The 17,093-nt window shown below is 54.9% G+C and carries 18 protein-coding genes; 8 read left to right on the top strand and 10 right to left on the bottom strand.

Translation table 11 applies throughout. The features are described from left to right. Positions 1-16: 16 nt before the first annotated feature. Genes hexR through zwf form a run of 4 tightly spaced genes read right to left on the bottom strand, consistent with a single transcriptional unit; the run spans position 17 to position 4,056 of the window. Positions 17-865: a transcriptional regulator HexR gene (hexR, locus tag KSF73_14525; GenBank protein MBV1776930.1), complete on the bottom strand. Its 849-nt coding sequence runs from the start codon at positions 863-865 to the stop codon at positions 17-19. Between the two features lie 19 nt (positions 866-884). Then, on the bottom strand, positions 885-1,901 hold the full coding sequence (locus tag KSF73_14520; protein MBV1776929.1) for a glucokinase: 1,017 nt from the start codon (positions 1,899-1,901) through the stop codon (positions 885-887). Continuing rightward, positions 1,891-2,589 carry a 6-phosphogluconolactonase gene (pgl, locus tag KSF73_14515; protein ID MBV1776928.1) on the bottom strand — a complete coding sequence of 233 codons (699 nt, stop codon included), beginning with the start codon at positions 2,587-2,589 and terminating at the stop codon, positions 1,891-1,893. The genes KSF73_14520 and pgl overlap by 11 nt, the downstream gene beginning before the upstream one ends. Before the next feature lie 6 nt (positions 2,590-2,595). Further along, entirely contained in the window at positions 2,596-4,056 is a 1,461-nt protein-coding gene (zwf, locus tag KSF73_14510) for a glucose-6-phosphate dehydrogenase (protein MBV1776927.1), read from the bottom strand. 341 nt (positions 4,057-4,397) lie between these two features. Here zwf and edd point away from each other — a divergent pair, with 341 nt between their 5' ends. The 8 genes from edd to KSF73_14470 all read left to right on the top strand — a co-directional run bounded on the left by edd (position 4,398) and on the right by KSF73_14470 (position 12,442). Next, complete coding sequence (gene edd, locus KSF73_14505; protein MBV1776926.1) at positions 4,398-6,239, top strand: phosphogluconate dehydratase; 1,842 nt, start codon at positions 4,398-4,400, stop codon at positions 6,237-6,239. A 24-nt stretch (positions 6,240-6,263) separates the two neighbouring features. After that, positions 6,264-6,869 (top strand): bifunctional 4-hydroxy-2-oxoglutarate aldolase/2-dehydro-3-deoxy-phosphogluconate aldolase, encoded by a 606-nt coding sequence (eda, locus tag KSF73_14500; protein ID MBV1776925.1) that lies wholly within the window; start codon positions 6,264-6,266, stop codon positions 6,867-6,869. A 216-nt stretch (positions 6,870-7,085) separates the two neighbouring features. Next, complete coding sequence (gene gap / locus KSF73_14495) at positions 7,086-8,138, top strand: type I glyceraldehyde-3-phosphate dehydrogenase (protein MBV1776924.1); 1,053 nt, start codon at positions 7,086-7,088, stop codon at positions 8,136-8,138. A gap of 152 nt (positions 8,139-8,290) precedes the next feature. Next, positions 8,291-8,968, top strand: coding sequence for a hypothetical protein (locus tag KSF73_14490; GenBank protein ID MBV1776923.1), 678 nt, complete (start codon positions 8,291-8,293; stop codon positions 8,966-8,968). 141 nt (positions 8,969-9,109) lie between these two features. Further along, a complete protein-coding gene (locus tag KSF73_14485) occupies positions 9,110-9,508 on the top strand; it encodes a response regulator (protein ID MBV1776922.1) in 399 nt (132 codons plus the stop codon). A 43-nt stretch (positions 9,509-9,551) separates the two neighbouring features. Beyond that, a complete protein-coding gene (locus KSF73_14480; protein ID MBV1776921.1) occupies positions 9,552-10,349 on the top strand; it encodes an HD domain-containing protein in 798 nt (265 codons plus the stop codon). Positions 10,350-10,394: 45 nt separating this feature from the next. Then, the gene (locus KSF73_14475) at positions 10,395-10,955 is read left to right on the top strand and encodes a heme NO-binding domain-containing protein (protein MBV1776920.1); all 561 of its coding nucleotides are present in this window, start codon (positions 10,395-10,397) and stop codon (positions 10,953-10,955) included. A 2-nt stretch (positions 10,956-10,957) separates the two neighbouring features. Next, positions 10,958-12,442, top strand: a complete 1,485-nt coding sequence (locus KSF73_14470; protein ID MBV1776919.1) for a hypothetical protein — start codon at positions 10,958-10,960, stop codon at positions 12,440-12,442. Here the strand turns inward: KSF73_14470 and KSF73_14465 are convergent. The 6 genes from KSF73_14465 to KSF73_14440 form a co-directional block, all read right to left on the bottom strand. Continuing rightward, the gene (locus KSF73_14465; GenBank protein ID MBV1776918.1) at positions 12,439-12,990 is read right to left on the bottom strand and encodes a response regulator; all 552 of its coding nucleotides are present in this window, start codon (positions 12,988-12,990) and stop codon (positions 12,439-12,441) included. The genes KSF73_14470 and KSF73_14465 overlap by 4 nt on opposite strands. Before the next feature lie 67 nt (positions 12,991-13,057). Then, complete coding sequence (hpnE, locus tag KSF73_14460; GenBank protein MBV1776917.1) at positions 13,058-14,374, bottom strand: hydroxysqualene dehydroxylase HpnE; 1,317 nt, start codon at positions 14,372-14,374, stop codon at positions 13,058-13,060. 124 nt (positions 14,375-14,498) lie between these two features. Then, entirely contained in the window at positions 14,499-14,939 is a 441-nt protein-coding gene (locus KSF73_14455) for a hypothetical protein (GenBank protein MBV1776916.1), read from the bottom strand. A gap of 110 nt (positions 14,940-15,049) precedes the next feature. Further along, on the bottom strand, positions 15,050-16,159 hold the full coding sequence (locus KSF73_14450; protein ID MBV1776915.1) for a chemotaxis response regulator protein-glutamate methylesterase: 1,110 nt from the start codon (positions 16,157-16,159) through the stop codon (positions 15,050-15,052). Further along, positions 16,156-16,689: a chemotaxis protein CheD gene (locus tag KSF73_14445; GenBank protein ID MBV1776914.1), complete on the bottom strand. Its 534-nt coding sequence runs from the start codon at positions 16,687-16,689 to the stop codon at positions 16,156-16,158. Before KSF73_14445 ends, KSF73_14450 begins: the two co-directional genes overlap by 4 nt. Positions 16,690-16,720: 31 nt before the next feature. Then, on the bottom strand, positions 16,721-17,092 hold the full coding sequence (locus KSF73_14440; GenBank protein ID MBV1776913.1) for a response regulator: 372 nt from the start codon (positions 17,090-17,092) through the stop codon (positions 16,721-16,723). Position 17,093: the final 1 nt, after the last annotated feature.

The following is a 17,093-nucleotide window of genomic DNA, read 5'->3' as shown; positions in this document are numbered from 1 at the left end:
TGTACCACCTGCATTTCTAACGATCCTCGTAGCCGCGTACTCGCCGCTCCTTCAGATTGCGTTTGACCTTTTCCAGCTGATCAATCAGTTCGGGGCCGCGCCGAAGTGCAACACCCACGGCCAGAATATCTACTACCACCAGATGAACAATCCGGGTAATCATAGGAGAGTACAGATCCGGATCTTCCGGAGTATCCGCATACAATGTGACATTACATCGCTTTGCCAGTGGCGAATTCGAGTGGGTAATGCCAATGACTTTAGCGCCCGAGTCACGCGCCAATTCGACTGAACGAATCAGGTCAATCGTGCGTCCTGAATTGGAAATAGCGACAACAGCATCACCCGGCCCCAGCAACGCGGCCGACATGCCGTGAATATGCGGATCGGAATAGGATATGCAGGGTACACCCAGGCGGAAGAACTTGTGCTGAGCATCCTGCGCGATAATCCCGGAATTACCCAGACCGTAAAATTCAATGCGTTTGGCGGACGCCAGAATGTCGATTGCGCTTTCGACTGCATCGGGATTCAGTTCATTGCGCGTGCGCATCAAACTGGAAATGGTGTTATCGAACAGCTTGGCTGCCAGATCATGGGCGGTATCGCTTTGTTCGACAGCGCTATGAACGTAGGGCACACCAGAAACCAGGCTTCGAGTGAGTCGCAGTTTGAAGTCCTGTAAACCGCTGCAATCAATCGACCGGCAGAATCGGATGACGGTTGGTTGCGACACACCAGCCATATCGGCGATCTGGGCAATGGGCGCATGAGCAACAAAATTGGGTTGCGCCAAGACCAGTTCCGCAACTTTGCGTTCCGACTTGGATAATTCGAGTAGCAGTGATTTGATTTTTTCCAGCATAACCTCAGTGCATTCCTGATCAGGTAGCGTGCAGTTGTATTAGGTAATCATCCAGCGCGGCAGCCGCGCCCAGCAAAGCCGGATTATGCGCCCGTATGAGCATTGCAGGAACCGGATTCAGGTACTGACCCAGTCGTCCCTTATCTTCAAACCGCTCACGAAATGGTGAGCGCGCAAACCGATCGCCTAAACGTGGAACAATACCACCACCAATAAAAACACCGCCAAGTGCACCCAGTGTCAGCACTAGATTTCCTGCGACTGTACCCAGCATGCCACAGAACATATCCAGTGTTTGGCTGGCAAGGCTACTCGGTTGGCTGAGACCGATGTGAGTAATGTCGGCTGGCGTCGTCGCATCAATCGGTTGTTTACGCACAGTGGCGAGTGCTTCATGCAGATTAAGAAGACCGGAGCCGGACAGGATGCGCTCTGCGGAAACATGGCCAAATCGCGCACGCAGTACACGGATCACGTCATCTTCTTCTTCGTTGGTCGCAGGCAGCGTAACGTGACCACCCTCGCCGCGAATGGCCTGAAAACGCAGTAAGCCCTGATGATCTGCATACGGGAACAAGCCGGATACGCCCAGCCCGGTTCCCGGACCCAGTAGCGCAACTGGCTGCTTCCAGTCCAGCTTGCCGCCGCCCACTTGCTCAAGCGTTTCGATAGGCAGATAGGGAAGCGAATTGGCCAGTGCGGTGAAGTCATTGATGACAACCAGTACCGCCAATCCAAGTGATGACTTCATCTCGCTGATCGAGAATGACCAATCGCGATTCGTCATGGATACCTGATCACCGGAGATGGCGGTGGCAATGCCGATACCCGCTGCGGTAGGCTTGACTTGATGCTGCTCACAGTAAAAGCGGATTGCCTCTTCCAGGCCGGCAAAATCATCGGCTGGTAAAACCTGTTCGTGGCTGATGCTTGCACCATCCTCGAGAATCAGAGCTAGGCGGACATTGGTGCCGCCAACATCGCCAATCAAGCGAGGATAGAGCGTGTGCAGGGTATCCATTGCATCAATCCGCATAATAAACGTGCGCCCCGACGCGCGCCGAGGTCAGTACACGGGCAATCGGTGCAAGCGGGGTGGGCGCCGACAATGCTTTATCCAGCACGGATTTCTTTTTGTCGCCGTTAATATGCAGCAAGACGTGGCGAGCCTGAATAATGGCAGCAAGTGTCAGCGAAATGCGTGCATATGGCGCGGTTGTCGGATGAACTGCCGCGAGCAATGCCGGATTACCCGGATCAGCCGCGCATGCCAGTTCTGCCGCACACGGGAAAAGTGAAGCAGTGTGGCCATCCTCTCCCATCCCTAGGTGCACCACGTCGAACGGCTGCGGAATGCCAGCCAGGCGAGCGGTGAGTGCTGGGATGGCGGCCTCGGGTGAGGCATCTTCAGTATGAAGACTGACAAAATTGGCTTCAGCAAGTTGATGGCGAAGCAGAAACTGTCGCGCAAGACCCTCGTTGCTATCAGCGTGATCGACTGGCAGCCAGCGATCATCCACAAGGGTGATCCACACTTTTTTCCAATCGAGGCGCATCTGGCGTAGCTGCTCAAACATCCCCATCGGCGTTTTTCCACCGGATAGTGCGAGACTCGCCGCACCGCGAGCGGCAATGGCGCGCTCAAGCGAAGCAGCAATTTCCCGCGCGAGACAAATGTCCAGATCGACACGCGAATCGAAAGAATGAAACTGAATGTCTGGCATCGTAGCTTAACCTTCTTCGTGCCAGCACAGGCCGTCGCGAGATAGCAGGGCTGAACTGGCTGCAGGCCCCCACGTGCCTGCGGTGTAGGGTTTAGGTGGTTCGGAGCTGGCGGCCCATGTATCAAGAATCGGCTCAACCCAGCGCCAAGCCTCATCCAGCTCGTCGCGGCGCATAAACAGAGTCAGGCGTCCACGAATCACATCAGTCAGCAGGCGTTCGTAAGCATCCGGGCGGCGAGTCTTGAATGTTTCGTCAAAATCTAGATCCAGATGCACGCTGCGCAGCTTCATCGTGTCGCCGGGTTGCTTGGCCAGCATGTATAGCTTCACGGATTCTTCCGGCTGCAAGCGGATGACCAGGCGATTGGGTGTTGATGCAGCGGGAGGTTGCGCAAAAATCGAATGCGGCACTTCGCGGAAATTGATGACGATTTCGGCGAGGCGTTCCTGCATGCGTTTGCCGGTGCGCAGGTAAAACGGCACGCCTGCCCAGCGCCAGGTGTCAATTTGTGCCTTGATGGCGACAAAGGTTTCAGTTGGGCTGCCCGGCGTTATCCCGGCCTCGTCCTGATAGCCGACTACGGGGCCACCGGCGACTGCACCTGCACGATATTGGCCGCGCACGGTTTTTTGGGCGACATCTTGCGGGGTAAACGGGCGCAAAGCGCGCAGGATTTTAAGCTTTTCATCGCGCATTGTGTCCGGATCGATACTGGCCGGCGGTTCCATGGCGATAATACAGAGCAATTGCAGCAAGTGATTCTGCACCATATCGCGCAGGGCACCTGCTTTTTCGTAGAATTCACCGCGGCCTTCCACCCCGACCTGCTCGGTGACGGTGATCTGCACATCGCGAATCCATTCGCGGCGCCACAGCGGTTCAAACAAGGTATTACCGAAGCGCAGTGCCAGTAGATTCTGCACGGCTTCCTTGCCTAGGTAGTGGTCAATCCGGTAAATCTGACTTTCTTCGAAGTACTGGCCGACGGCTGCATTGATTGCCTGTGCACTCTTCAGATCGTGGCCAAGCGGCTTCTCGAGTACGACTCGCGCACCCGCAGCATTCAGCCCGACCGAAGCCAGATGTTCGCAGATGCCCGCAAATAGATTGGGCGCAGTCGCCAGATAGAACACGCGAACATGATTCGGGCATTCATTGAGTTTATCGGCCAGCGCAGGGTAGGCACTCTGATGTTGAGCGTCGAGTTTCAGGTAATGCAAACGCTGAGAGAAGCTGGCCCAGTCTGCTTCATTGTAACTTTTGCCCAGGTACTGGCGAGCATGCTTGTCTGCGGTCGCAAGATAGGCAGCCTGATCGGGCTGACTGCGGCCGAGACACAGAATACGACCTTCCTCTGGCAGGTTCTTATCCTGGTGCTGGCGATAGAGTGCTGGCAAAAGCTTGCGCATCACCAGATCGCCGGTGCCCCCGAAAAGTACCATGTCAAAAGCCTGGATTGCAGTCATTGATCTTCCCTCATGAGCAACTGACACAATGGGCATGTATAACCGCGGCTGGCGGGAACATGCAGAACGATGGTGTAACAATACTACTTTACTTTGTGCTTTGCAATGTAGTCGAACTTCTGATTTGTAGTTCGGAACACAATCAATCAGATCGAACTACACGACGAGTGTACGCAAGTACATGAGTTGAAAGCGTTGATGCATGCTGTTGATGTGCGATCTTCATGGAAATCGTGAAAAGTTGCTTGCATTCATTCCGTAGTAAAACTACTATATTCACTCAGGCGCCCACCCGGGGTTGCCACTGAACGGTATGCGCCCTGATCTGGGTGCGCAGGAGAATGTCCTTGAAGCTGCATCCACGCCTGGTTGAAGTCACCGAGCGAATCAAATCCCGAAGCGCGCCGTTGCGCCAAGCTTATCTGCAGCGTGTTGCAGAGGCGGCGGGCAGGGAGCCTGTTCGCAAGGGAATTTCCTGTGCCAATCTTGCTCATGCATTCGCGGCCATGCCAAGCAACGACAAGATTGCCCTGAAAGAATTGCGCGCGCCGAATCTCGGCATTGTCACGGCATACAACGACATGCTGTCGGCGCATCAGCCCTATGAAGGCTATCCCGAGCAAATTCGTGCAGTTGCGCGTGCTAACGGGGCAACCGCACAGGTCGCGAGCGGCGTACCCGCCATGTGTGACGGTGTGACGCAAGGGCAGGACGGGATGGAGCTCAGTCTGTTCTCCCGCGATGTCATCGCCATGTCGACTGCCATCGGTTTGAGCCACCAGATGTTTGATGCTGTGCTTTGTCTTGGCATTTGCGACAAAATTGTCCCCGGCTTGTTGATGGCGGCATTGCAGTTCGGACATCTGCCGACGATATTCGTCCCTGCAGGCCCGATGGCATCCGGTATTTCCAACAAGGAAAAGGCGCGAATCCGTCAACTGTACGCCGAGGGTAAAGCGACTCGCGAAGAGCTACTGGCATCCGAGTCTGCCTCTTATCATAGTGCCGGAACATGTACGTTCTACGGCACAGCCAATTCCAACCAGATGCTCATGGAAATCATGGGCTTGCATCTGCCGGGTTCGGCATTTATTCATCCGGGCTCACCTCTGCGCGACGCATTGACTGCCGCTGCAACCATGCGGGCCATTGAGATTTCGGGTGCAGGTAGCAATCCGATCCGCATCGCAGACGTGGTTGATGAGCGTGCCATTGTGAATGCGATCGTGGGACTGCATGCAACGGGCGGATCTACCAATCACACGATTCACCTGATTGCCATCGCACGCGCCGCCGGTATTGTGATTGACTGGCAGGACTTCGACGAACTATCGGGCATTGTGCCGTTGCTGGCGCGCGTGTATCCGAATGGCAGCGCCGATGTAAACCATTTCCATGCCGCCGGTGGTATCGGCTTTGTCATTCGCGAGCTGTTAGACGCCGGCTTGCTGCACGAAGATGTCATGACCATTGCGGGTCCGGGCTTGCGACGCTATGCATCCGAACCAACATTAACCGATGGCCGGGTAAATTGGGTACCAGTGCCCGCCGTGTCCGGTGACGATACTGTCGTGGCGACTATTGCCAAGCCGTTCTCGGCAGATGGCGGTTTGCGTTTATTGAAGGGAAATCTGGGGCGCGCCGTCATAAAGGTGTCTGCTGTCGCACCCGAACATCGCAAGGTGAGGGCGGCAGCCCGTGTATTCGATTCTCAAGATGCCATGCTGGACGCTTTCAAACGTGGCGAGCTGGAGCGTGACTTGATTGCGGTGATCCGCTTTCAGGGGCCTCGCGCAAATGGCATGCCCGAGCTCCATAAGCTGACGCCTCCGCTGGGCGTTTTGCAGGACAGAGGATTTAAAGTCGCCTTGGTGACGGATGGACGCATGTCCGGCGCATCGGGCAAAGTGCCTGCGGCGATTCATGTGACGCCGGAATGCCTGAATGGCGGCTGGCTGGCGCGTGTTCAGGATGAGGACATCATCGAACTGGATGCTGATGCCGGCAGTTTGCGTATCGAGCTGAGTGACGCAGAGCTGGCCGCTCGCGTGCCAGCCAAGCCCAACCTTGGACGCAATCGTTTCGGTATGGGGCGCGAGTTATTTGAAGTATTCCGTCGAAATGCAACGGGTGCCGAGCAGGGCGCTGTAAGCCTGTGCCTGCCCGAACTGGATGAGGAGTAAGACATGAGCCGTATTCGCGACATTATGCGCGCATCGCCGGTCATGCCGGTCATTGTGCTAGATCGTGTAGAAGATGCGGTGCCACTTGCAGCTGCGCTCGTGGAAGGCGGCATCCGCGTACTGGAAGTGACCTTGCGCACGGCGGCAGCCATGGCTTCACTTGAGGCAATTGCCAAGCACGTGCCGGATGCGATTCTGGGTGTTGGTACGGTCACCCGCCCTGAGCAATTTGTTCAGGTACGGGATGCCGGTGCGGTTTTCGCCGTGACGCCTGGTCTGACCCCTGCGCTAGCCGAAGCAGCGTGTGCGGCTGATTTGCCACTGTTGCCCGGCGTGATGACGCCATCTGAAGTCATGCTGGCTCGCGAAGCTGGTTTTGATGCCATGAAGCTGTTTCCCGCCGAGCAGGCTGGTGGACTCGCCATGTTGAAAGCACTGGGCGGCCCGTTTGCCGATGTACTGTTTTGCCCAACAGGTGGCGTGTCGATTGAAAGCGCACCGCAGTTTCTTGCTTTGTCCAATGTGGGCTGCGTGGGCGGTTCCTGGCTGGCACCCAAAGCAATGGTGCAAAGCGGTGACTGGGCATCCATCACCCGTCTGGCAGCAGAGGCAGCAGCTTTACGCAGCTAAGCGCAGTATTGATTTGACACCCTCCGGCTGCTCACCCCTGTGGCCGGTACGCACAACAGCATGATTACAAAACTGCCCGTTATCTGAAACGAAACGTAGCAGCTATACATTAAAAGACTAGAGCCCGTTTGCTTTGTATCACCCGTTCGCTTGAACCACGCAGGCAACCAGACCACAGCAGTTTAGGTTAGCCGCATTTGCATCAGGGAGCATGACATGACAATTCGCATCGCCATCAATGGATATGGCCGTATCGGCCGCAATGTGCTGCGCGGGCTCTATGAGTACGGGCGTCGCAACGATTTCCAGATTGTCGCCATCAATAATCTCGGCGAACTGGATGTAAATGCCTACCTTACGGAATTCGATTCTGTTCACGGCCGATTTAACGCAGATGTCTCGTTCGAAGGAAATGAGCTCATCATCAATGGCGATCGTATCCGCTACCTGTCCGAACGCGACCCAGCCAAACTGCCATGGGGCGAAATCGGTGTCGATGTGGTGTTTGAGTGTACCGGTCTGTTTACCTCCAAGGCAAAAGCCCAGGCGCACATTGCCGCTGGCGCACGCAAGGTGATCATTTCGGCTCCGGGTGGTGAGGATGTCGACGCCACCATCGTCTTTGGCGTGAACGAGCAGGTGCTGAAAGCTGAGCATACCGTCATTTCCAATGCATCCTGTACCACCAACTGTCTGGCGCCGCTGGCCAAGGCGCTGAACGATGCGATCGGTATCGAGCTGGGTCAGATGACCACCGTGCACTCTTACACCAATGATCAGGTGCTGACCGATGTCTATCACAGCGATATGCGCCGTGCTCGCTCGGCGACGCAATCCATGATCCCGACCAAGACCGGTGCAGCCGCAGCCATCGGTCTGGTACTGCCAGAACTGGCTGGCCGACTGGATGGCCTGGCTGTGCGCGTGCCGACGATCAATGTCAGCCTGGTCGATTTAACCTTTACGGCTGCACGTGATACCACCAAGGAAGAAATCAATGCGGTAATGAAGGCTGCAGCGGCATCCATGCGTGGTGGCGTGCTGACCTATCAGAGCAAGCCATTGGTCAGTATCGATTTCAATCACAACCCGGCTTCCAGCAATTTTGATGCGACTCAGACCAAGGTCACGGGCAAGCGTCTGGTGAAGGTGATGTCCTGGTATGACAATGAATGGGGCTACGCCAACCGCATGCTGGATACTGCCAAGGCACTGATGGAGGCGGTACCCGCAACGCAGACTGCTGCAAAGGAAGCTGTTGTCGCGTAAGTTCCAATTGTGCTCGTGTTGTCCGGCTGCCCTGTGACGGGGTAGACTGATTCAATCGACCTACTACGCCCGGTGCAACGCATCGGGCGTTTGTACATATGGCACGGCAACAGTCATTTGTTGAGTAGCGTGCATCAGTATGGAATCATGAAATGAGGCAACTTTTCGTCGTCGCATGCATCGTAGCTGCGTCTATTTATTGCCCGGCTGCGGAATGGCAATTACCGGGAAAAGTCAGCCCGCTTGATCGCAAAGTATTACAGGATGCCCTTAAAGAAATGCAGGGTGTCACGCCTCTGGATGACGGGACACTCAAGCTGATTGCACCGACTGGGCACAATGCGCATTGGCGTGTCGAAATTTCAACGGCGGTTCATCGCGATGGTTCTGTGTGCAGACTGGATGATTACCGCCTGGATGCAGGCAAACTGCTTCGGCGCAGTGCAGATGCGATTGAGTTGGCAGGCAGTGATGCGTGGCTTAGTCAGGGGGCGCAGTGTCAGATGGCTGGCGTGCAATCTGCACGGTTTGGATCGAGCATGGATGCCGAGATGATGGCGATTGTGCTGCGCGAGCGCAATCAACTGGAGAAACTGGCCTCCAGAGTGGTAAATGCAAGCAGCAGCTGCGCGCCCAAATATTATGGCTGCAATATGAAACTGGTGGCTGCAACCCAGGATATCAAGGCGGGTCGACGCTATGTTCGACTAGAGTTGCTCCCCAAGCCGGTGCAGGGTACTGGATGTCGCGATCAAGGGCTCGCCATCGCCGAAATGGAATACAAGCGAAAGGAATTCTGGCCAGCTTATGCATCGTGCCCATCACTATAGCGGATGTGCGCGTGCGATAAAAATGCTAAAAATGATAGTAATAATGAATTTGCTGATTTGATGATGCCGGATTAATCTTTGTCTCACGAAGGAAGTGAATGCGCGATGCTCGCTGAAGCGGAAAGACAAGGAGACAACATCATGAAGCCACTGATCCTGGTTGTTGAAGACCAAACGGACATCCGCAAGCTCATCCGTATGACACTGCAATTCGGCCCATATGAAGTGCAGGAGGCCGATCATGGGTTACTGGGGTTCAATATGGCTCAGGCCATCCGACCCCGGCTCATGCTGCTTGATGTCATGATGCCGGGCGAGCTGGATGGCCTGCAGGTGTGCGCCAAAATCAAGCAAGATCCCGAGCTGAAGGACATTATCGTGATTCTGCTGACTGCCCGCGGTCAGCAAGCCGATTTCGAAGCTGGGCGTGCTGCCGGTGCCAACGCTTACCTCACCAAGCCATTTAGTCCCTTGGAGCTGATTGAAACAATCAAGCAGCATCTGGGCGACGCAGCTGCCAACGACTCACTTGCTGCTTGATACCCAATCCGTTCGAACGGTACGCGGACTTTCGGAGGATATCATGGGCGAGATTTCCAATATGGCAGCCATCACACCTCAACAAAACAGTCAGCCTGATGACGTAGCGATGGCCTACGGCCAGCTATTCCGGGTGATAGAAGACATGCGGGTGCTGATCGGTGAGCGGGATGCTGCGCTTCAGCAAACCCGCCGTGCTCAGCAGGAATTGATGACTCGTCTCGCTGCGGCGTCGGTGTGGAATGATGGTGAGGCCGGTCCGCATATTGTCCGGATTGGTTTGTGGTCGGCAATGCTGGCCACCTGGCTGGGACTGCCAGACGATGAGTGCGAGCGTATCTTTCGCGCCGCGCCCATGCACGACATTGGCAAGGTTGGTTTGCGGGATGCGTTTTCCCGTTCCACATCCGCATTGGGTGATGACGAATCAAAACGCCAACGCCAGCATGTCAATTTAGGTGCAAAGCTGCTGGGTGGATCAGATATTCCCGAATTGCAATTGGCTGCCGATATTGCGCAATCGCATCATGAACGCTTCGACGGCGGCGGGTATCCGCTTGGCTTGATCGGAGAGGCAATTCCCATAGCCGCACGTATTGTTGCTTTAGTTGATTGCTTTGGCTGTTTGACGATGTCACGTCCTTATCAGCCAACTATGTCGGATGCAGATGCTGCCAACATCATCAGCATGAATCGCGGCGGCCAATTCGACCCCGTGATTGTGGATTGCTTTCTTGCTCATCTATCTCAAATGAGTGCTGCCCGGGAAGCTATAGAGGTGATGCCTGCCTCCCTGAGCGCACTGACCATGCCTGAAGGTTTCTGGCGGCGATTTGTCTAACCGGGTGAGCCTTCGGCGCTCATCTGCTTAGAGAGGAGGTGCATTATGTACGGACTCGTTAATCGTGCAATCGAGCAGATGGTGGTAGCCAAGCTGGGTGTAGCTGGCTGGCAAAAGATCTGCCTGAAAACCGGTATTGATGCAGAAGGATTTCTGGCGCTCAAATCTTATCCGGACGAGATAACTTACAATCTTGTCGGTGCAGTCTGCGAGGAAACAGGCTTGTCTGCGGCACAGGTGCTGGAGGCGTTCGGCGAGTACTGGATCATGTACACCGCTGACGAAGGGTATGGTGCACTACTTGGCGCCGCAGGTTCGGATATGCGCACCTTTCTGCATCATCTGGATGAAGTGCATGCCAGGGTGGAAACAGTGTTCCCGAACATGACATTACCCTGGTTCCGCATTGAGGACACGTCGCCCGATGCGTTCTTGGTGTACTACGGATCGAAGCGAGAGGGGCTGGCGCCGATGGTCGTCGGCTTACTTAAAGGGCTGGGGAAGCGCTTCGGGCAGGTAGCGGAGATCAAGCACCTTGAGGGGCGCACTGCAGAAACACAGACTGATCTGTTTAGCGTCCGTATTATCTCGAAAGAGGGAGCCTGATCATGGGTACGCTAGATAGCCGGGAGTTTGCTCAAGCCTTTCCGTTTTATCTCGAAGTCGGATCGGACGGCGTGATTGTCAATGTGGGCGCCTCACTACAAAAATGTAGCCCGGTTGTATTGCCGGGGCAGGCATTTGACCGGCGCTTCAAAGTGAACCGCCCGCGCCAAATTCATGATTGGCCTGAACTGCTGGCACAACAAGATGCACGGTGTGTTGTGGTTGAAAGTCTGGATCAATCGCATATCAAGCTGAGAGGCTCGATGCTCTTTCAGGAAGGCCGGGTGCTGTTTCTATTTGCCCCCGTGCTGGTACACATTGATCAGGTGTCACAATTCGGACTCACGCTCAACGATTTCCCTGCATACGACGCTGTCGCAGACATGCTGTTAGTGCATCGCACGAATCAGCTCTCGCTGGCGGATGCGCAACGTATGGCTGACGAACTCAAGCGGAAGCGGGAGCAACTGAATCTCGTGATTGAAATGGGCAAGGATGGGGTTGTTTATCTGGGGACTGAGGACACCATCGAGCATGCCAGCACGCCATTTGCCGAGATGCTGGGTGTACACGTGGCCGATCTGATCGGCATGCCGGGTAAGGAGGTGATCAAGCTCATCATTGATCGTGCGCACCGCAAAGGGAAGCATGACAATCTCGATATCAGACTGGAAGCAGGTGAAGATGTCGAGCTGTCCCTCCTGATGCCATACCCCCGCATTATTAAGCTGAACCAGAAGGCTACGCAGACGGGCGGACGCATACTATACGTACGAGATATCACGCGTGAGGCTGAAATTGACCGAATGAAAAGCGAGTTTCTCGCGACAACGGCACATGAATTACGCACCCCTATGTCGAGTATTCGAGGCTTCTCCGAACTATTGAAATTGCAGAAGATGGAATCGCCCATTGTGGCTGACATGATCGATACAATTCATCGACAGTCAGAACGCATGACCGAGCTGCTGGATGAGTTGCTGGACTTGGCCAAAATCGAGCGCGGGGCTGCAGCCTTGCAACGTCAGCCGCTGTCACTGGTAAAGCTCGTGTGTCATACGGTGGATGAGTGCATGGCCACGCACCGAGATTTCAATGTCAGTATCGACGTTAAAGATGAATGCCCCGAAGTCCGTGCGGATCAGGCTGCTTTGGGGCGCATTTTTAGCAACATACTCGATAACTCTGTGAAATTCAGTCCGGATTGCCGGCAGATTGATCTGCGCATTGCACCTGAATCACGTGCCGGACGTGATGGCATTGGCGTGGAAATCAAGGATCATGGCATCGGGATGGCGCCGGAGGTGGTCAACAGAGTATTTGAACGGTTTTATCGCGCCGATGCTTCCGGGCACTTGCCCGGCTGCGGTCTGGGGCTGTCGGTTGTGCGCGAACTCGTGGCCTTGCACGGCGGGGAGATTGGACTGCAGAGTCAGCCCGGAAAGGGGACGCGAGTGGCGATCTGGTTGCCTGCCATGGCCGCCTAAGCGAGACGCGCAGCCTTACGTACAATCTGCTCCAGTACGGCAAAATCGACAGGTTTGGAGAGGACGCGAATATCGGCGGGTAAGCCTTCTTTGGCGACGACCTCTTTGGGCATCGCGGTCACCGCCACGATCTGCATGCTGGCACACATGGGGTCGGCGCGTACCTGACGCACCACTTCAAAACCATCAACAGACGGCATCATCAAGTCGGTAATCAGTAAATCGGGCGGACGGCGGGCGATGCGCAGCAAAGCCTGCACGCCATTTTCAAAAATTTCTACATTGCCGCCCATTCCCCATTGATCAAATAGCAGACGATAGAGTTTGCGCAAATCCTGATCATCCTCTGCGATGACAATATCGAGAGGACGCTGACTGGAGGAGGCAAGTAAAGCATCCACCGAATCCTTGAAGATACGGCGGTGTCCGCCAGAGGTTTTCCATGCCCGTAATTTGCCAGACTCAACCATTTGCTGGATGGTGGCGACGGACACGCCCAGAATGGCGGCTGCATCTCGCGTGGTCAGGAATTCCGGGCTATTGGTCATGAATGGTGTGCTGCGGACAAAAACTGGACTTACAGACAGTGTAGCCGATACCACCGCACTATGGTGATCAGGAGCGAATGTCTTGTCGCCGCAAATTGGCAATGAGGCTGTACGCCGCAGCCTGTCCCGAGCGTACGGCACCTTCGATGGTAGCGGGATAGTCGCCTTGTGTATGGTCTCCGGCAAGATACAGCGACGTATCCAGCTGATTGGGTAAGCGCTGTATACCGGGCACACATGCGAATGTTGCCCGCTTTTCGGTGATGACTTTTGTCCATTCAGGCTCAGGCAAATCTGGCAGACGCGTACGCAATTCGCCCAGAACATGATCAGTCAATTGTGCCTGCGTCCATGCTTGATGGGATCCTTCGGCACTGATCACCACAGCCAGCAGGCCTGGCCGCTGACTGATGTCGCCATGGTCAAATATCCATTGTGCGGTTGTTCCCACCAAACCCATCATGGCTTTGCCAAGCCTAAACGTTGCCGGAAACTGAAGATAGAGTGTCGTGATAGGCTGGTACGCCAGCTCTTTGAGCGTTTGGCAGACTGATGACCAGCCAGGCCAGTCTGTCTCCAGCATATCTACCCGATGCGGCGGTAGCGCGATGATGACATGGTCGAAATGCTCGATGCGATCGTCCACACACCACTTACTGTTGTTGCGAGCCAGTTTGCGCACCATTTTGCCGGGCAAGAACTGGCCGCCATGTTGCTGGACATAGCGCATGGCAGGCAATGGAAACAGTTCACTTAAGTCCGTTACAGGGATTAAAAAATCACTATCCTGTCGTGAGCCACCGAGCGAGTCGCGCAAAACATTCAAAAGCACCTGTGCCGAGGCCTTTTGAATGGGTGTATTGAGTGCCGCCAGCGTGAGCGGTTCCCACAGGCAGCGGATCATCTGCTCCGATTGTCCGGCCATCTGAAGCCAGTGCTGCACGGTGGTATCGCTTGATAAACGATATCCGGTGAGTCGTGCATGCGTCATTGCACGCAATGCACCCAGACGGTCAGCGAGTGACACGCCTTTTGCACCAAGCAGGCCAAAGAGCGCGTGCAATGGAGAAGGAAGGGCGGGGCAGCACAAGCGGAACGTGTCGCCCATATCCAGATCAAGTGCCTGACGCTTGAGTACCCGTTCCGGATCAACGCCAACTAAACGCATCATTGAAAGGGTGCTTTGATACGCACCAATCAGCAGGTGCTGGCCGTTGTCGAGCGCATGCATCCTGCCTGCTATGGACAGTTCGACCCTGCGAGCCCGACCACCCGGCAGCGGACCGGCTTCAAAGACGCTGACATGATGTCCGGCTTCAGCCAGGGTGACCGCTGCAGCACAGCCAGCAAATCCTGCACCGATGACTGCTACTGCATGGTTCATGATCAGCTCGTTTGACAAGAAAGGACGGAGCTGGATTTTAGCGGGTTTGCGGGGGTTGAACGATCACTACTGCGATTTGGCGTGCATTAATTGGCCTGATTCGCACTAAATGGTTTGATACGCACTAAATATGCTCGCCAAACAACTGTGCATACATGTCCGGATGGCGCACCAGTACCTGTCGCGCCCGCGCAGGCTTGATTGGGTGAACGGTCTGGATAAAGTGAAGCGAATCTTCCGGATCAATGGCGACCAGTTCCAGAATAAAGAAGAGTTTGCGTTCAGGTACGAAATAGAGCCACTGGGCACTACCGTGTCCGTAGCGGACAATTTCATTATTCAGTTCAAGCAAGCGCCGGGAATTGGCCGCGCTATACAAAAATACCTCGCTCACATGATCATCGACATAGATTGTCCGACTGACACTAAAGTTGGCCAGCGCCTCGCGTATTTTGCGTTTGCGCGCCGCGATGAGATCGGCACGGCGCATTTCACTCCATGCAGATAGCACAATGGCGAGCAAAACCAAGGCCGCAGCGACATAGAGCCACGGCGGAATGGTCATGAGGGACTGGAGGAGAATGTCGGTTTTCACCGGTTTAGATTGGCACAGCTTTGGCGCTTGTAAAAGCACAGGCAATATGCTGCTGCGATATTCGCAACAAAGCGCGAGGGCTAAACCGTTGACTTCCCCTGTGACAACATGATTCTGGGGATAGACTCCAATCCGGTGATCATTTTGGCGGCACCGAGTTTGATCGCCTCTTTGGGCATACCAAATACGACGCAGCTTTTTTCATCTTGAGCAATGGTGTATGCGCCCGCATCGTACATTTCTTTCAATCCTTTAGCGCCATCATCGCCCATGCCGGTCAGAATGACGCCAACTGCATTGCGTCCGGCTGATTTGGCAACGGAACGGAATAGCACATCAACTGATGGCTTATGCCGGCTCACCAGCGGGCCATCAATGACTTCAATCTGATACTGGGCGCCATTACGATGAACGAGCATATGCTTTCCGCCCGGTGCAATCAGGGCTAATCCGGGCAAAACGCGATCCCCATTTCTGGCTTCGCGAACGTCCATGCCGGAGATACTATTGAGCCGCTCAGCAAAGGCTTCGGTAAATTTTTCAGGCATATGCTGCACAATGACAATCCCCGGACTAGTTGCCGGCATTTGCCGGAGCAACATATCGAGTGCCTGTGTTCCCCCTGTGCTGGTTCCGATCGCAATAAACCGCTCAGTCGTGGTGTGCATCGCCCCTGGTGTGGGTGGGGCAAGTACTACATCAGGCGATAGCTTGGTGCGATCCGGCAGGATAGGCGATGTGTTTGAGGAGGGGGGGACGGATTGAGAGACTGGTGGGGATGACAGGCGCTTGACTCGTGCGTGCGCGGCTTCCCTGATCGCACCAATCAAACCTGTCGAACGATCCTCAAGAAAGCTTTTTAGCCCCAAACTAGGCTTGGTAATGATGCTGACAGCGCCGTTTGCCAGCGCCTCAATGGTGGCATGCGCACCCTCTTTGGCGAGCGATGAGCAGATAATGACAGGCGTTGGACGCTGCTGCATGATCTGTTTGAGAAAGGTCAGACCATCCATGCGCGGCATTTCAATGTCCAGTACGATGACGTCTGGCCACTGTGTTTGCATCATTTTCATCGCAAAGATCGGGTCGGATGCCGTACCGATGAGCTCAAGGCCTGGTTCCTTGGCGATCAATTCGCTCAGTACCTGACGAACGACCGCTGAATCATCGACACCTAATACCTTTATCATGATCGTCCTCCAGATTTCATCGCACCCTGGAATGGGCCATAACTTACATTCACCTGACCTGTACCAAGATCGAAATCCAGCCGCCTGTACCGGCGCCCACCTACATCGGCATCGGCCAGCTTAAGGCCATATGCTGCCAGCAAATCGAGCCCCGCCGCAATGTTGCGCAAGCCGATTTCAAGCGCGGCATGACGCGATGACGTTGTTTCAGTCCCGCCAAACATTCGCGTTACGTACTCTGCAGGTTGAGTTTGAAAGCGTGTCATGTGCATGACGAGCTGGGAAACGGCCAGCGTGGCGTAGCGACCATCATCGGACGCGGTGGGTTTACGTGGATCGGGTTCCGGCAGTAAATAGTGGCATAGACCGCCAAGTTTGCGTTCGGGATGCCAGACTGTTATGGAAATACAGGTGCCGAGCAAGGTCAGAATGTGCCCCGGAGCTTTATCGAAACAAATTTGTCCCGGATGGACGAAATGCTCGATGGCCTGAATGGCCGGGGTCGCCTGATTGGGCGGGGAGGAGGTCATGGTGGTAGCCCCATGGCCATCCGCATACGCATTACGGCAGGACGAGCTTACTGACGGCGGCCAGCATTTGCGCTGGCTGGAATGGCTTCAGCACCCAGGCCTTGGCGCCTGCCGCCTGGCCTTCCTGCTTTTTGCTCTCATCACCTTCCGTGGTCAGCATGATCACAGGCGTGAATTTATAGGTTGGATTCTGCTTCATATTCTTCACGAAAGTAATGCCGTCCATATTGGGCATGTTCACATCTGAAATGACCAAATGGAATTTGCGACCATCTAGCTTGGTGAGCGCATCCTTGCCATCTGAGGCTTCGACTACTTCATATCCGGCACCACTGAGTGCAATATTGACAACCTGACGAAGCGACGAGGAATCATCAACGACGAGAATGGTTTTCTTGCTCATG

This window comes from Burkholderiaceae bacterium DAT-1, assembly GCA_019084025.1.
In the GTDB taxonomy this organism is placed as follows: domain Bacteria; phylum Pseudomonadota; class Gammaproteobacteria; order Burkholderiales; family Chitinimonadaceae; genus DAT-1.
Note: the sequence above shows the minus strand (reverse complement) of the source record. Positions and strands in the feature narration are given on the sequence as shown.

What these genes read in the sequence shown, in the direction of transcription:
- hpnE (MBV1776917.1), bottom strand. Translation starts at nt 14,374, where the DNA reads ATGAACCATGCAGTAGCAGTCATCGGTGCAGGATTTGCTGGCTGTGCT.
- KSF73_14450 (MBV1776915.1), bottom strand. Translation starts at nt 16,159, where the DNA reads ATGATAAAGGTATTAGGTGTCGATGATTCAGCGGTCGTTCGTCAGGTA.
- KSF73_14485 (MBV1776922.1), top strand. Translation starts at nt 9,110, where the DNA reads ATGAAGCCACTGATCCTGGTTGTTGAAGACCAAACGGACATCCGCAAG.
- zwf (MBV1776927.1), bottom strand. Translation starts at nt 4,056, where the DNA reads ATGACTGCAATCCAGGCTTTTGACATGGTACTTTTCGGGGGCACCGGC.
- edd (MBV1776926.1), top strand. Translation starts at nt 4,398, where the DNA reads ATGTCCTTGAAGCTGCATCCACGCCTGGTTGAAGTCACCGAGCGAATC.
- KSF73_14440 (MBV1776913.1), bottom strand. Translation starts at nt 17,092, where the DNA reads ATGAGCAAGAAAACCATTCTCGTCGTTGATGATTCCTCGTCGCTTCGT.
- KSF73_14465 (MBV1776918.1), bottom strand. Translation starts at nt 12,990, where the DNA reads ATGACCAATAGCCCGGAATTCCTGACCACGCGAGATGCAGCCGCCATT.
- KSF73_14480 (MBV1776921.1), top strand. Translation starts at nt 9,552, where the DNA reads ATGGGCGAGATTTCCAATATGGCAGCCATCACACCTCAACAAAACAGT.
- KSF73_14455 (MBV1776916.1), bottom strand. Translation starts at nt 14,939, where the DNA reads ATGACCATTCCGCCGTGGCTCTATGTCGCTGCGGCCTTGGTTTTGCTC.
- KSF73_14470 (MBV1776919.1), top strand. Translation starts at nt 10,958, where the DNA reads ATGGGTACGCTAGATAGCCGGGAGTTTGCTCAAGCCTTTCCGTTTTAT.
- KSF73_14520 (MBV1776929.1), bottom strand. Translation starts at nt 1,901, where the DNA reads ATGCGGATTGATGCAATGGATACCCTGCACACGCTCTATCCTCGCTTG.
- KSF73_14445 (MBV1776914.1), bottom strand. Translation starts at nt 16,689, where the DNA reads ATGACCTCCTCCCCGCCCAATCAGGCGACCCCGGCCATTCAGGCCATC.
- KSF73_14490 (MBV1776923.1), top strand. Translation starts at nt 8,291, where the DNA reads ATGAGGCAACTTTTCGTCGTCGCATGCATCGTAGCTGCGTCTATTTAT.
- KSF73_14475 (MBV1776920.1), top strand. Translation starts at nt 10,395, where the DNA reads ATGTACGGACTCGTTAATCGTGCAATCGAGCAGATGGTGGTAGCCAAG.
- pgl (MBV1776928.1), bottom strand. Translation starts at nt 2,589, where the DNA reads ATGCCAGACATTCAGTTTCATTCTTTCGATTCGCGTGTCGATCTGGAC.
- gap (MBV1776924.1), top strand. Translation starts at nt 7,086, where the DNA reads ATGACAATTCGCATCGCCATCAATGGATATGGCCGTATCGGCCGCAAT.
- eda (MBV1776925.1), top strand. Translation starts at nt 6,264, where the DNA reads ATGCGCGCATCGCCGGTCATGCCGGTCATTGTGCTAGATCGTGTAGAA.
- hexR (MBV1776930.1), bottom strand. Translation starts at nt 865, where the DNA reads ATGCTGGAAAAAATCAAATCACTGCTACTCGAATTATCCAAGTCGGAA.